This window comes from Halopseudomonas formosensis (genome assembly GCF_900115905.1).
GTDB lineage: Bacteria > Pseudomonadota > Gammaproteobacteria > Pseudomonadales > Pseudomonadaceae > Halopseudomonas > Halopseudomonas formosensis.
Genome location: NZ_FOYD01000004.1, coordinates 199,445 through 212,637 on the forward strand (window position 1 = coordinate 199,445; position 13,193 = coordinate 212,637).

Annotated in this window: 15 protein-coding genes and 1 pseudogene; 12 read left to right on the plus strand and 4 right to left on the minus strand. The window is 63.0% G+C overall.

Features of this window, described 5'->3' with window-relative positions; genetic code table 11:
* The first annotated feature begins 14 nt into the window (after window positions 1-14).
* From mltG to BM046_RS08200, 5 genes are read left to right on the plus strand one after another with little or no spacing between them, the layout of a single operon-like run.
* Complete coding sequence (gene mltG / locus BM046_RS08180; protein WP_268875173.1) at window positions 15-1,076, plus strand: endolytic transglycosylase MltG; 1,062 nt, start codon at window positions 15-17, stop codon at window positions 1,074-1,076.
* Window positions 1,073-1,705 carry a dTMP kinase gene (gene tmk, locus BM046_RS08185; protein ID WP_090538605.1) on the plus strand — a complete coding sequence of 211 codons (633 nt, stop codon included), beginning with the start codon at window positions 1,073-1,075 and terminating at the stop codon, window positions 1,703-1,705. Before mltG ends, tmk begins: the two co-directional genes overlap by 4 nt.
* Window positions 1,692-2,693, plus strand: a complete 1,002-nt coding sequence (locus BM046_RS08190; protein WP_235818601.1) for a DNA polymerase III subunit delta' — start codon at window positions 1,692-1,694, stop codon at window positions 2,691-2,693. Before tmk ends, BM046_RS08190 begins: the two co-directional genes overlap by 14 nt.
* A 41-nt stretch (window positions 2,694-2,734) precedes the next feature.
* Entirely contained in the window at window positions 2,735-3,088 is a 354-nt protein-coding gene (locus BM046_RS08195; RefSeq protein ID WP_090538606.1) for a PilZ domain-containing protein, read from the plus strand.
* A 3-nt stretch (window positions 3,089-3,091) separates the two neighbouring features.
* On the plus strand, window positions 3,092-3,874 hold the full coding sequence (locus BM046_RS08200; RefSeq protein WP_090538694.1) for a TatD family hydrolase: 783 nt from the start codon (window positions 3,092-3,094) through the stop codon (window positions 3,872-3,874).
* Window positions 3,875-3,889: 15 nt separating this feature from the next.
* Here BM046_RS08200 and BM046_RS08205 read toward each other — a convergent pair whose 3' ends face one another.
* Window positions 3,890-4,798: a LysR family transcriptional regulator gene (locus BM046_RS08205; RefSeq protein ID WP_090538607.1), complete on the minus strand. Its 909-nt coding sequence runs from the start codon at window positions 4,796-4,798 to the stop codon at window positions 3,890-3,892.
* A gap of 119 nt (window positions 4,799-4,917) precedes the next feature.
* Between BM046_RS08205 and BM046_RS08210 the strand changes: the two genes are divergently transcribed.
* The 3 genes and pseudogenes from BM046_RS08210 to BM046_RS16310 form a co-directional block, all read left to right on the plus strand.
* Window positions 4,918-5,781 carry a pirin family protein gene (locus BM046_RS08210; protein ID WP_090538608.1) on the plus strand — a complete coding sequence of 288 codons (864 nt, stop codon included), beginning with the start codon at window positions 4,918-4,920 and terminating at the stop codon, window positions 5,779-5,781.
* A 49-nt stretch (window positions 5,782-5,830) separates the two neighbouring features.
* Window positions 5,831-6,430 (plus strand): nitroreductase family protein, encoded by a 600-nt coding sequence (locus BM046_RS08215; protein ID WP_090538609.1) that lies wholly within the window; start codon window positions 5,831-5,833, stop codon window positions 6,428-6,430.
* Window positions 6,431-6,521: 91 nt separating this feature from the next.
* Window positions 6,522-6,614 (plus strand): annotated as a pseudogene (locus tag BM046_RS16310) (flavodoxin domain-containing protein); the annotation flags it as partial.
* An 85-nt stretch (window positions 6,615-6,699) separates the two neighbouring features.
* On the opposite strand, the gene BM046_RS08225 reads toward BM046_RS16310, so the two are convergent.
* Complete coding sequence (locus tag BM046_RS08225) at window positions 6,700-7,677, minus strand: glutathione S-transferase family protein (protein ID WP_090538611.1); 978 nt, start codon at window positions 7,675-7,677, stop codon at window positions 6,700-6,702.
* Window positions 7,678-7,770: 93 nt separating this feature from the next.
* Window positions 7,771-8,472, minus strand: coding sequence for a pirin family protein (locus tag BM046_RS08230; protein ID WP_090538612.1), 702 nt, complete (start codon window positions 8,470-8,472; stop codon window positions 7,771-7,773).
* 281 nt (window positions 8,473-8,753) lie between these two features.
* Between BM046_RS08230 and BM046_RS08235 the strand changes: the two genes are divergently transcribed.
* Both BM046_RS08235 and BM046_RS08240 read left to right on the plus strand, forming a co-directional pair.
* Window positions 8,754-9,482 (plus strand): SGNH/GDSL hydrolase family protein, encoded by a 729-nt coding sequence (locus tag BM046_RS08235; RefSeq protein WP_090538613.1) that lies wholly within the window; start codon window positions 8,754-8,756, stop codon window positions 9,480-9,482.
* Window positions 9,479-9,922, plus strand: coding sequence for a nuclear transport factor 2 family protein (locus BM046_RS08240; RefSeq protein WP_090538614.1), 444 nt, complete (start codon window positions 9,479-9,481; stop codon window positions 9,920-9,922). The genes BM046_RS08235 and BM046_RS08240 overlap by 4 nt, the downstream gene beginning before the upstream one ends.
* Window positions 9,923-10,151: 229 nt before the next feature.
* Here the strand turns inward: BM046_RS08240 and BM046_RS08245 are convergent, their stop codons facing one another.
* Window positions 10,152-11,306, minus strand: coding sequence for an aminotransferase class V-fold PLP-dependent enzyme (locus BM046_RS08245; protein WP_090538615.1), 1,155 nt, complete (start codon window positions 11,304-11,306; stop codon window positions 10,152-10,154).
* 166 nt (window positions 11,307-11,472) lie between these two features.
* On the opposite strand from BM046_RS08245, the gene BM046_RS08250 reads away from it, so the two are divergent.
* Together BM046_RS08250 and BM046_RS08255 are read left to right on the plus strand one after the other, a co-directional pair.
* Window positions 11,473-12,111, plus strand: a complete 639-nt coding sequence (locus BM046_RS08250; protein ID WP_090538616.1) for a TetR/AcrR family transcriptional regulator — start codon at window positions 11,473-11,475, stop codon at window positions 12,109-12,111.
* A gap of 65 nt (window positions 12,112-12,176) precedes the next feature.
* A complete protein-coding gene (locus BM046_RS08255; protein ID WP_090538617.1) occupies window positions 12,177-13,187 on the plus strand; it encodes an amidohydrolase family protein in 1,011 nt (336 codons plus the stop codon).
* Window positions 13,188-13,193: the final 6 nt, after the last annotated feature.

Here is a 13,193-nt window from a genome sequence, read left to right on the forward strand (position 1 = left end):
AGTCTCTTATAAAGATTACGTTTTATCTTGTTGTTTTATCAGTGGTCTTGCTGCTCGCTGCTGCGGGGTGGGGCTACTTCACTCTGCAGAATACCCTGAACCAGCCGCTGCGCATCACGGTGGCAGATACCCTGGAGGTGCCGCCCGGCAGTACTCCGGCCTCGGTATTTGCCGGACTGGAGAATCGCGGGGTGATCGAGCGGGCCGCCTGGGTCCGACGCTACTGGCAGTGGCGCATGCCCGACACCATACTGCAGGTTGGTGAGTACCGTCTGGAGCCCGGTATGCAGGTTCGCGGCCTGCTGGGCGCGCTGCAGCGTGGAGAGGTAGCCCAGCGCAGCATCACCCTGGTGGAAGGCTGGAACTTCAGCCAGTTCCGTGATGCACTGGCCCGGGCCGAGCGCCTGCAGCAAACCCTGCCACGGGACTGGAGCAACGAGCAGGTGGCGGCGGAGCTTGAGCTGTCCGAGCCCCATCCCGAGGGGCTGTTCTTTCCCGATACCTACCTTTACACCCTGGGCATGAGCGACAGGGATATCCTGCGCCGGGCCCACCAGCGCATGCAGCAGGTGTTGGCCGAAGTCTGGGAACAGCGCGCCGAGGATCTGCCGATCAGCACCCCCTACGAGGCCCTGATCCTGGCTTCGATCATCGAGAAGGAGACGGGCGTACCCCATGAGCGTGGCGAAATCGCCGGGGTCTTCACCCGGCGTCTGCGAATCGGCATGCGGTTGCAGACCGACCCGACGGTGATCTATGGCATGGGCGAGAACTGGCAGGGCAAGATCCGCCGCAATGATCTGCGCCGGCCGACACCCTACAACACCTATACCATCGACGGCCTGCCGCCAACCCCGATTGCCATGCCCGGCCGCGACTCCCTGCTGGCCGCGGTCAATCCCAAGCCGGGCCGCAGCCTGTATTTCGTTGCCCGGGGCGACGGTTCACACGTGTTTTCGGAGACGCTGCAGCAGCATAACCGCGCCGTGCGTCACTACCAGATCCTCAATCGGGCGACCAACTATCGCTCCAGTCCGCCACCGGCGGAAAGCAGTGCCAGTGGAGAAACACCATGAGCGGGTTGTTCATCACCTTCGAAGGCCCCGAGGGGGCGGGCAAGTCCACCAATCTCGGTATTTTCGCCCAGGCGCTGGCCGAGGGCGGCTGTCCGCCACTGATCACCCGGGAGCCCGGGGGAACCCCGGTAGCCGAACGGATCCGCGAGGTGCTGCTGAGCCAGCATGAGGAAGCCATGGACGCGGATGCGGAGCTGCTTCTGATGTTTGCCGCCCGAGCCCAGCATCTGAACCGCCTCATCCGGCCGGCTCTGGCCGAGGGCAGGGTGGTGATCAGTGATCGCTTCACCGACGCCACCTACGCCTATCAGGGGGGAGGCCGGGGTATCGACCCGCAGCGCATTGCCAGTCTGGAGACCTGGGTGCAGGGCGACCTGCGTCCGGATCTGGTGCTGGTATTCGACGTGCCGGTGGAGCTGGGCATGGCCCGCGCCCGGGCGCGCAGTGCGCTGGATCGTTTCGAACTGGAGCATCAGGCGTTCTTCGAGCGGGTGCGGGAGACCTATCTCGAGCGCGCCGCCGCCGACCCCGCGCGTTACCGGGTGATAGATGCCAGCGGCGATCTGGACCAGGTGCGCGCAGCCATGCAGCCGGCCATAGACGAGGTGTTCGAGCGTGTCCGTGGATGAGCCCCGGGCTGCGCCCTGTCCCTGGCATGAGCCTGTCTGGCAGGCTCTGACCACCCGGGCGCGTCAGCCTCACGCCTTTCTGTTCGCCGGCAGCCCGGGGGTGGGCAAGCGTCAGTTCGCCGAGGCCTTCGCTGACTGGCTGCTGTGTCAGCAACCTGCGGGCGGAGCGGTCTGCGGTCAGTGCCGCAGCTGCCAGCTGCTGCGTGCCGGCACCCACCCGGACCGTTTGCTGGTGGAGCCGGAGGAGGAAGGCAAGGCCATTCGTGTCGATGCGGTACGGCAACTGGCCGACTTCATGGCACAGACAGCGCAACAGGGTGGGCGCAAGGTAGTGATACTGCATCCGGCCGAGGCGATGAATCTGAATGCCGCCAATGCCCTGCTCAAATCCCTCGAGGAGCCTACCGCCGAGACCTATCTGCTGCTGGTCTCCGATCAGCCCAGCCGCCTGCTGCCGACCATCCGCAGCCGCTGTCAGGTCCTGACCCTGACAGCGCCGGCGCCGGCGCAGGCCCTCGACTGGCTGGCACAGCGTCTGCCGCAGCTGAGTACCGAGGAGCATGCCGCCCTTCTGCTGATGGCAGCCGGCGCACCGCTGCGGGCAGTGCAGCTGCAGGAACTGGGTGCGACGGAGCTGCGCGCCCGGGTGGTCGAAGGCGTCAAGGCGCTGCTCAAGAGCGAGAAGTCCGCTCCCCAGTTGGCTGACGCATGGAGTGCGGTGCCCCTCGAACTGCTGATGGACTGGTTCTGTGACTGGACACTGGATCTGCTGCGCCTGAAGACCGGCGCACTGGAAACGCCGGTCAACAGCGATATGGACAAGGTGTTACCCTATATGGCGCAGCGCGTGGCCACCACGACCCTGATGGAGTGGCAGGGCTGGCTGCTGGAGCATCGCAGCATGGTGCTGGGCAAGGCCAACCTGAACCGGGTGCTGCTGCTGGAAACTCTGCTGCTGCGCTGGAAACAGCTGATGGAAAAGCGCTAATCTGACCCTCCGGGTCTATAGACAGTTACAAGGATCAAGCCATGAGTACAGCACCACAAGGCCCCCGTAACGGCATTCTCTCTCTGACCATCAAGGACAAATCGGTGCTTTATGCCGCCTATATGCCCTTCATCAAGCACGGGGGCATGTTCATTCCGACCAACAAGAACTACCGTCCGGGGGATGAGGTCTTCATGCTCCTGAACCTGATGGATGAGCCGGAGAAGATCCCGGTGGCCGGCAAGGTCGTCTGGGTGACGCCCCGGGGTGCCCAGGGTAACCGCGCCGCGGGTATCGGTGTGCAGTTCAGCGATCAGGACAATACCGCCCGCAGCAAGATCGAAACCTACCTGGCCGGAGCGCTGAAATCCGACCGACCGACCCATACCATGTGAATGATGCTGATAGATTCCCACTGCCATCTTGACCGACTCGATCTCACTGCCCATGAGGGCTCGCTGGACAAGGCGCTCGACGCCGCCCGTGCCAGGGGCGTGGGCAAGTTTCTCTGCATCGGTGTGGATGCCGCCAACGCCCCTGTGGTAAAGGGGCTGGCCGAGCAGTACGGCGACGTCTGGTGCAGCGTGGGAATCCATCCGCTGGATCTGTCGCGCAATGATCCGGCCGGGCTTGACTGGCTGTTGACCGAACTCAATCACCCGCGGGTGGTGGCCATCGGTGAAACCGGGCTCGACTACCACTACGAGCCCGAGAGCGCGCCGCTGCAGCAGGAATCGTTCCGCTATCATCTCGAGGCCGCCCGCCAGACCGGCAAGCCGGTGATCATTCATACCCGCGAGGCCCGGGCCGATACCCTGGCGCTGCTGCGGGAGGCGGATCTGCCCAATACCGGCGTGCTGCACTGCTTTACCGAGGACTGGGACATGGCCCGGGCCGCGCTGGACATGGGCTATTACATTTCCCTGTCCGGCATAGTCACCTTCCGCAACGCCGACGCCCTGCGGGACGTCGCCCGGCGTATTCCCGCGGATCGGTTGCTGGTGGAAACCGACTCTCCCTATCTGGCCCCGGTGCCGCACCGGGGCAAGTCCAACGAACCCCAGTTCGTCTGCGAGGTGGCCGCCGCGCTGGCCGAGATCCGCGGCGAGTCGCTGCAGCAGCTGTGGGAGAACACCACGGCCAACTTCCACCGCCTGTTCCCGCTGACCGCAGCGGCCTGAGGCTGCGGTCGCGGCTCAGTCCTCATCCAGCGCCTGGAATTCGGCGGTCAGAAAATCCAGCAGACTGCGTACCGAGGGCAGCTGTCCTCGGCGTGACGGATAGACCGCGTGGATTATCTCCCGGCGCGGTTCCCACTCTGGCAGTACCGACACCAGTTCACCCCGTTCGATCTGCTCGCGCACCATCATGCGTGGCAGCTGCACCACGCCGACACCGGCGATGGCGGCGCTGCGCAGGGTCGACATGCTACGGGTGATCAGCCGCGGGTAGTGGTGCACTGTGGCCTGGGCGGCATTGGGCCCGATCAGGTGCCAGGCATGCTCGCCCTGGGGTGTGCCCAGCACCATGCTCGGCATCTGCGCCAGATCCGCTGGCGATGAGGGACGCTGACGGCAGCCATGGAGCAGGGCGGGGCTGGCCACCAGGCACTGGCCCCGATCGGAGAGTATCCGCAGCACCAGATCACTGTCTTCCAGCGGTGGCGGGCGTACCCGAATGGCCAGGTCCATGCCTTCGCCCAGCACGTCGACCCTCCGGTTGGTGGCATCCACATGCAGCTCCACCAGCGGGTGGCGGGTGAGGAAGGCGCTGAGCATGTCGCCGACCCGGGATTCCAGCATTGCCGTGGGACAACTGAGGCGCACCACGCCCCGCGGCTCGGCCTGACGCAGGGCAATGGCCTCATCCGCTGCATCGGCCTCGGCCAGCATCGCCTTGCAGTGACCGTAGTAGGTGCGGCCGGCCTCGGTAACGATGAATTGCCGGGTAGAGCGTTGGACCAGCCGCGTATTCAGGCGTTCCTCGAGCAGGGCCAGGCGTCGACTCAGTCTGGATTTGGGAATGCCCAGCGCTCGCCCGGCCGGGGCCAGGCCGCCGTGGTCGACGATCTGGACAAAGTAGTAGAGATCATTGAGATCACGCATGCTTATCGTTCCATTCATGGGACGCTGAAGCAGAATATCATGGTCTACCGGGCTGGTTGGTCCTGTAATAGCATCTTTTCCATGACTTGCGCCCACGGCGGCCGATCACGGGAGGAGATATGAAACGTATTCTGGGTATCTACAGCGCACCGCGCCCCCACTGGGTGGGTGACGGCTTCCCCATGCGTTCACTGTTCGATTACCAGGGGCTTGGCCGGCACCTGAGTCCCTTCCTGCTGCTGGACCACGCGCCGCCCACTCATTTCGAGCCGAGCGAACAGCCGCGTGGCGTGGGTGTACACCCGCATCGCGGGTTCGAGACGGTCACCATTGTCTATCAGGGCGAGGTGGCCCATCGCGATTCCACCGGTGCCGGTGGCGTGATCGGTCCCGGTGACGTGCAGTGGATGACCGCCGGAGCGGGAATATTGCATGAGGAGTTCCATTCCCCCGCATTCAGCCTGCAGGGCGGGACCATGGAAATGGTGCAGCTGTGGGTCAATCTGCCCCGCCGGAACAAGATGGCGGCGCCGGGCTACCAGAGTATTGCGTCATCCCGTATCCCGGTGGTGGATCTGCCGGAGGCTGCAGGACAGCTCCGGGTCATTGCCGGTGAATTCGGCGGTGCTCAGGGCGCGGCCCGGACCTTTACGCCGATGGACGTGCTGGATCTGCGTCTGGCGCAGGGCGCCGCTGTGGAGCTGCCCACCCGGGAGGGCTTTACCCTGGCACTGGTAGTGCTGCAGGGCCGGCTGCTGGTCAATGGCACTGCGGTCAGCGATGGCCAGCTGGTGCACCTGGACCGCGAGGGAAGCGGAGTGCAGCTTGACGCGCAGAGCGACGTTTCGCTGCTGTGGCTGGCCGGTGAACCCATCGATGAGCCATTGGCAGGGCGGGGACCCTTCGTCATGAACAGCGAAGAAGAGATCCTTCAGGCAATACAGGACTTTCGCGCCGGGCACTTCGGGCACCTGGCGAATTGAAGGCAATACATCAGACATTCATACACATTGGTAAACGAGGAGACTGAGCATGTCCAACAAGGCAATCGAGCTTTTCCGTCAGCGTCGCACCCAATATGCCCTGGGCCGCAATCTGCAGGCCACCCCGGAGCAGATCATCGATCTGGTTAAGGAAGCGGTGCGCCAGGCACCTTCTTCCTTCAACTCCCAGAGCTCCCGGGCGGTAGTGCTGCTGGGTGAGCAGAGCGAGAAGTTCTGGGAGCTGACCCGCGAGGCCCTGCGCCCGCTGGTACCGGCCGAGGCCTTCGGCACCACCGAGGCCAAACTGGCCAGCTTTGCCGCGGGCGTGGGTACCGTGCTGTTCTTCGAGGACCAGAACGTGGTCAAGGGGCTTCAGGAACAGTTCCCCAGCTATGCCGACAACTTCCCGATCTGGTCGGAGCAGAGCTCGGGCATTGCCCAGTTCGCCGTATGGGTAGCCTTTGCCGACGCCGGCATCGGTGCCAGTCTGCAACACTACAACCCGGTGGTGGATGAAGCAGTCGCCAGCACCTGGAACATTCCCGCCTCCTGGAAGCTGCGTGCGCAGATGCCGTTCGGCTCCAACGAAGCCGGATTTGGCGAGAAGAGCTTCATGGATGACACGGAGCGCTTCCTGATCTTCGCCTGAGAAGGCCAGGGCGACCCGGGGTTCACCCCGGGACGTGATGCATGTTCTATCATGAAGTGCATGCATCACACCCACCCCGGAGGAAGCAGGCATGACCCGAGTTCTGGTGCTCTACCATTCGATGTACGGCCATATTGAAACCATGGCCAAGGCGGTCGCCGAAGGCGCCGGCAGGGTTTCCGGACCGGCATCAGGGGGAAACCGTCGCCAGACTGGCGGCCCGCTTGAAGGATTGAGGAGAGGCAGCAGCACTCAGGGCGCTGCCAGTTTCAGAGCCGGTCGCGCCCGTGGGGTCTGTCCAGCTCCAGCCGCGGCCCGGCCGGTACTATGCCGGTGGGGTTGATGGTGGTGTGGCTGCGGTAATAGTGCTGCTTGATGTGCTGCAGGTTGAGAGTGCCGGCCACGCCCGGCCACTGGTAGAGCTCCCGCAGATACCCCGAGAGGTTGGGGTAATCCTCGATGCGCTGCAGGTTGCACTTGAAGTGCCCATGGTAGACTGCATCGAAGCGGATCAGGGTAGTGAACAGACGCCAGTCCGCCTCGGTCAGGGTGTCGCCCAGCAGATACCGCCGGGTTGCCAGACGCTGCTCCAGCTCGTCCAGGGTCTCGAACAGAGCCTCGAAGGCCTGCTCATAGGCCTGCTGGCTGGTAGCAAATCCCGCGCGGTAGACCCCATTGTTGACCCTGTCATAGATGCGCTCATTGAGCGCGTCGATCTCCCCATGCAGGCTCTGTGGATAGTAGTCACCCGGCCGGGCACCGAGGTCATCGAAGGCGCTGTTGAACATGCGGATGATATCGGCCGATTCATTGCTGACGATCCGCTGGCGCTGCCGATCCCAGAGCACCGGAACCGTCACCCGGCCGCTGTAGTCGGGCGTGTCCGCGGTATAGATCTGATGCAGGTACTCGGCCTGGTGGATGGGGTCGGGCACCACCCCGTCATCGGGTTTGAAGGTCCAGCCGTGCTCGGCCATCAGCGGGTTGACCACCGACACCGAGATCATCTTCTCCAGCCCCTTGAGTACCCGGAAGATCAGGGTGCGGTGGGCCCAGGGGCAGGCCAGCGATACATACAGATGATAGCGCCCGGGCTCGGCCCGGAAGCCATCCTCCCCGGTTGGTCCGGCCCGGCCATCGGTGGTCACCCAGTTGCGGAACTGGGACTGGCTGCGGATGAACTCACCCTTGCTGGATTCGGTGTCGTACCACTGGTCGACCCATTTGCCCTTGATCAGCAATCCCATGGCAATACCCCCTTGTCTGTCTGATGCGAACAGGTGCCGGCCCATGGGGCCGGAACACCTGCCACTGCGGAGTTGGACCCCGCAGATCGGTTTTCATGCCACATCCACCAGAATCACCTCGGCATCGCGGTGGGCCCTGACCTGCAGCAGTGTTTCGTCACGGATGGCCAGGCCATCACCGGCCTCGGCCAGCACGCCGTTGACCTCAATGGCGCCTGTGGCCGGCACCATGTAGGCCTTGCGCCCCGGCGCCAGATGATAGTCGGCAATCTGGCCCTGCATGAGGGTAGCGGCGGCCAGGCGAGCATCCGCCCGGATCGGCAGCACCTCTGCCGGATCATTCTCAAGTCCGCTGGCCAGGGTGATGAAGGCGCCGGCACGGTCCTCCCGGGGGAAGGCTCTGGTGCCCCAGGACGGAGGCAGGCCCCTCTGGTCGGGCATGATCCAGATCTGGAAGATGCGGGTCGGCTCGTCCTCCAGGTTGTATTCACTGTGGAGGATGCCGGTCCCGGCGCTCATCACCTGCACGTCTCCGGCCAGGGTGCGGCCGTGATTGCCGAGGCTGTCCTGGTGGGTGATGGCGCCGCTGCGCACGTAGGTGATGATTTCCATGTCCTGGTGCGGGTGCGGGGGAAAGCCGGACTGCGGGGCAATGATGTCGTCATTCCACACCCGCAGGCGGCCCCAGTGCATGCGCGTCGGGTCATGGTATTGGGCGAAGGAAAAATGATGCCGGGTGTCCAGCCAGCCGTGCCGGGCACCTCCCAACCGAGCATGGGGTCGCAGATCGATCATGACTACCTCCGTCAGGTTGGCATTCGCTGATGAGGGCCATGATCAATCAGATGGGGCTGGGTTAAAAGCGCAAAATCAGGGATGTTTATATCAGATGATTCGATATCTCGCGCTGAGGCCCGGGGGCGGCGGGCAGTCTTGACACTGACCCACCCCCTTTATAGCCTGCAACGAGCCTGCCAGCTGGCCGGACAGACAGGCCGATAACAAGGAGAACTGCATGGGATATTGCGGCACATCTCAGGGACGGGCATGTGCGCCCGCAGGTTAGGGTATCCGTGATGGCGGATCTTTTGCTCAAGCTGATTCTGGGGCCGCTGCTTCTGCTGCAGGGCTGGCATACCCGACGGGTAACGCCGCGGTTACCGGAGGCCGGCGGGGACCGACATGGCGAGCAGGGCAGCGGGCCACCGCTGAGACTGCTGCTTGCCGGAGATTCATCCGCCGCCGGCGTAGGGGTAACAGAGCAGAGCCAGGCTCTGGCCGGTCAGCTCGCCGAGCGACTTGCCAGCCACTACCACCTGCACTGGCAACTGATTGCCCGTTCGGGCGTGGATACCGTCGAGCTGACCGAGCTGCTGCAGGCCGAGCCCCCACGGCAATTCGACGCCGCGCTGCTGTTGGTCGGCGTCAACGATGTTACCGCCAGCCGCTCTGCCGGCGCCTGGCTCGAGGCATTCGAGCAACTGCTGGAGCTGGTCCGCAACAGGTTCGGCGTGCGCCGACTGATAGTCTTTCCCGTTCCCCCCATGCATCTTTTCCCCGCCTTGCCGCAACCCCTGCGCTGGTATCTGGGCCTGCGGGCACGGCGCTTCAATCAGGGGCTCATGGAGCTGGTGGGGCGTCGTCCGGACTGCGAACTGGTTGGTCCGTTACCCCTGGCCGGGCCGCTGATGGCAGCCGACGGCTTCCATCCCGGCGCTGAAATCTACACATTATGGGCCGACAGGGTTGCCGCCTTGCTGCGACCACAGCCCGAACAGGCTTTTCAACAGGAGAAAGCAACATGAGTGATCTGACACTGACGCCCGCGGTAGCCGCCGCGCTGCAGCGCTGGCATGGGATGGTAGAGCGACGTGACTTCAGCGAGCTGCCGTCAATGCTCGACGAGCAGGTGGTCTTCCGCTCGCCGATGGCCCACACACCCTACCCGGGAGTACAGGTGGTCAGCACCATTCTGAGTACGGTGATTCAGGTATTCGAGGGCTTCACCTACCATCGGCAGCTGGCCGATGTCGAGGGTCTCAATGTCATGCTGGAATTCAGCGCCGAGGTGGGAGGGCGCAAGCTGAAGGGCATTGATCTGATTCGCTTCAACGACCAGGGCAGGATCGTCGACTTCGAAGTCATGGTCCGGCCCATGAGCGGCCTGCAGGCGTTGGGCGAGGAAATGGGCCGGCGTCTGGCGCCTTATCTGTCAGCGCTCAAGGGGCAGGCGGCGACTGAATGAGTCCGATCTTTCCTGGCTACATAAAAAAACCCGAATTCCGGGGGAAGAATTCGGGTCAAGACCATTAGGAGTGATGCAGAACGGACGGAGCCGTTCAGCCAGACCCCGGTGCTTGGGGGATATCGGGGTCTGATGTGACAAGTATTGACGGTTTTTCGTACAATGCCAGTCTGCCGACGTCAATTTTTAAACGGATTTGGAATAAGGTCACTGAGCTTATCGTGACTGGTCAGCTCCCTCGCGCCTCCTGCAACAGGTCGCGAAGTATCCCCAGCGCCCTGTCCAGTACCTCTTGCGAGGTGTAGAAATGAGGTGACCAGCGCACCCCGCCCCCGCGGGCCGCGCATACCACCCCGGCCTGCATCAGGCGCTGATACAGCCACTGACTGTCGATGCCGGCAAAGCTGAAGGTCACTATGCCCGCACGTCGCTCCGGTGTGGCGGGGCTGAGCAAGCGCGCGCCGGGCAGGGCGCCTATCGACTGGATGAGATAGGCGGTGCGCTGTTGCAGTGCTTCCTGTATCCGCCCCAATCCTACCTCCAGCAGCAATTCCAGGCTGGCCGACAGCGCGTGCTGGGCCAGGGTGTTCGGGCTGCCGGGCTCGAAACGTCGGGCGGTGCTCGCCGGCATCCAGTCGGCTCTGTCATAGTCGCCCAGTGCTTCGACCATGTGCCAGCCGAACTGGGTCAGATGCAGACGGTCCCGCACCTCCCGTCGGCAATAGAACACTCCCAGGCCCTCGGGCCCCAGCAACCACTTGTGCCCGTCGGCCATGGCGAAGTCACAGTGGATTGCCTGCACGTCCAGCTCGATCGCGCCAAGTGACTGGATGGCATCCACGCAGAACAGGATGCCCCGCTCGCGGCAGGCCCGGCCCAGGCGCGCCAGATCCATGCGCAGACCACTGGCGTACTGGACCGAGCTGATACTGAGCAGGCGCGTGGCCGGGCCCATGGCCTCGATCAGGGCGCCCTCCGGATCGGCTCCGTTGAGGCTGACCTGCCTGAGCCGAACGCCCCGGGGTGCCAGCGCCTCCCAGGGGATGCGATTGGAAGGGAATTCCTCGTCACTGATCAGCACCTCGTCACCCTCGGTCCAATCCAGTCCCATGGCGACAAAGGACAGGGCCTCGGAGGTGTTCTTGACCAGAGCAATATCGCCCTTGCCGGGTGCGTTGAGCAGCGTCTGCAGTTGACCCCGCAAGCGGTGTTCCAGCTGGACCCAGCGGGGATAGTCCCGGGCGCCCTGGTGCAGGTTCTCGCAGGCGAAGGCCTTCACCGCCTCGGCGGCCCGTTTGGGCCAGGGCGCCACCGCCGCGTGGTTGAGATAGCAGATCGCGGGATCCTGGGGGAATTCATCATTCCACTGGCAGTCATGAAGCATGGCGGGGTCCTTTGAATACTCTGCTGTGAATCATAGCGCAGTACGAGCGCGACGGCTGGCGTGCGAGAGCGGGAGTGAATTTCTGGTCACATAAACACCAGAAGTGGGCAAATGGTCATGAAATTGGCATAATGCGCACTATCGTCACGCACATGCAGGAAAGCTCATGCAGAAAGAGTCGCGCAAGGTCCGGGAGTTTCGTCGCCGGGAGCAGGAAATCCTCACCGCCGCCCTGCGGCTGTTCCTCGAACAGGGAGAAGACAGCGTCACGGTAGAGATGATTGCCGATGAAGTCGGCATCGGCAAGGGCACCATCTACAAGCATTTCAAATCCAAGGCAGAAATCTATCTTCGCCTGATGCTCGATTACGAGCGGGATCTGGCGGCACTGCTGCATTCGGAAACCATCAAGAAGGACCGCGAAGCCCTGTCCCGCGAGTACTTCGCCTTTCGCATGAGCGATCCGGACCGTTACCGGCTGTTCGACCGGCTGGAGGAGAAGGTGGTCAAGGCCAACCAGATGCCGGAGCTGATCGAGGAGCTGCACCGTATCCGGGCTTCCAACTTCAATCATCTGACCGGCGTCATCCAGCAGCGCATCGATGAGGGCAAGCTGGAAGACGTGCCGGCCTATTTCCATTACTGCGCGGCCTGGGCCCTGGTGCACGGTGCCATGTCCATGTACCACTCGCCATTCTGGCAGGAGGTCATCGAGGACAAGGAGGGCTACATGCGCTTCCTGACCGATATCGGTGTGCGCATGGGCAATCGTCTCAAGCGTCGCAAGGAGGACGATCCGGCCTGAGCCGGATGAACTTGGCCCCAGCGCTTCGGTCTATCGGGTAACCCGCCATTCAGGAGTTACCCGCCTTGCCCCGCCTTCACCGTGGTTTTGTGTACCTGCTCACCGGGCTGTTCGGCCTGGTTGCCGAGGCCCGGGAGTATGTCTATACCGACGCCCACCTGCATTACGTGGACTTCTTCCAGGAAAGCGAGGGCATGGACAAGCTGCTCGAGCAGATGGATGCCCATAACATCCGCCACGTGATGATCAGCGGCATTCCGGTAGCCAAGAAATGGCATGAGGACGAGCCCCGCCGGCCTCGCTACTATGCCGGTGACGATGCTGGTGCCTATTGGTATAGCGCCACCGATCATATTGTTGCCCATGCCCTGCAAGAGCTGGATGCGGAGCAACCTCAGCGTTTTCATCCGTTTCTGACCGGTTTCAATCCCAACGACAAGAATTCGGATGAACATGTACGTCGACTCCTGGAAACCTATCCGGGCATGTGGAAAGGGATAGGTGAAATTTTCACCCGCCATGACGACCTGACGGCCCTCACCCAGAGCGAAACACCCCGGGCCAACAGCGAGGCGCTGATACGTATCTATCACCTGGCCGCCGAACATGATCTGCCGGTCATGATCCATAGCAACATAACGTCCAAGCGCGAGCGCAACCCCCTCTATCTTCCCGAATTTGAAGTGGCATTGCGTGATCACCCCTCGGTGCGGTTCATCTGGGCGCACGCGGGCACCAGCAAGGAAATACACCGGCATCAGCAGAAGCTGGACTTTCTCTTCGAAGAGCTGGAGCGGATGCTCGGCCTATACCCCAATCTGTATATCGACCTGTCCTGGACCGTGCTGGAACCCTATATGCTGGACAAGGACGGAAAGCCGGAGCCTGGCTGGGTGAAGCTGGTGGAGCGATATCCGGATCGCTTCATGATCGGCTCGGATGTGGTAGGTCGCTTCGATAATCTGGGCAAGCACATACAGGCTTTCGATGTGTTTCTGAATGCACTGGATGAAAGTGTGGCCCGCAAGGTGGCCCGGGATAACTTCCTGGCGATATTGCCCGGGCGGGGAGAGTAAGAGGCG

Coding starts and splice junctions, on each gene's coding strand:
- tmk (WP_090538605.1), top strand. CDS start 1,073: ATGAGCGGGTTGTTCATCACCTTCGAAGGCCCCGAGGGGGCGGGCAAG.
- BM046_RS08195 (WP_090538606.1), top strand. CDS start 2,735: ATGAGTACAGCACCACAAGGCCCCCGTAACGGCATTCTCTCTCTGACC.
- BM046_RS08200 (WP_090538694.1), top strand. CDS start 3,092: ATGCTGATAGATTCCCACTGCCATCTTGACCGACTCGATCTCACTGCC.
- BM046_RS08205 (WP_090538607.1), bottom strand. CDS start 4,798: ATGCGTGATCTCAATGATCTCTACTACTTTGTCCAGATCGTCGACCAC.
- BM046_RS08210 (WP_090538608.1), top strand. CDS start 4,918: ATGAAACGTATTCTGGGTATCTACAGCGCACCGCGCCCCCACTGGGTG.
- BM046_RS08215 (WP_090538609.1), top strand. CDS start 5,831: ATGTCCAACAAGGCAATCGAGCTTTTCCGTCAGCGTCGCACCCAATAT.
- BM046_RS08225 (WP_090538611.1), bottom strand. CDS start 7,677: ATGGGATTGCTGATCAAGGGCAAATGGGTCGACCAGTGGTACGACACC.
- BM046_RS08230 (WP_090538612.1), bottom strand. CDS start 8,472: ATGATCGATCTGCGACCCCATGCTCGGTTGGGAGGTGCCCGGCACGGC.
- BM046_RS08235 (WP_090538613.1), top strand. CDS start 8,754: ATGGCGGATCTTTTGCTCAAGCTGATTCTGGGGCCGCTGCTTCTGCTG.
- BM046_RS08240 (WP_090538614.1), top strand. CDS start 9,479: ATGAGTGATCTGACACTGACGCCCGCGGTAGCCGCCGCGCTGCAGCGC.
- BM046_RS08245 (WP_090538615.1), bottom strand. CDS start 11,306: ATGCTTCATGACTGCCAGTGGAATGATGAATTCCCCCAGGATCCCGCG.
- BM046_RS08250 (WP_090538616.1), top strand. CDS start 11,473: ATGCAGAAAGAGTCGCGCAAGGTCCGGGAGTTTCGTCGCCGGGAGCAG.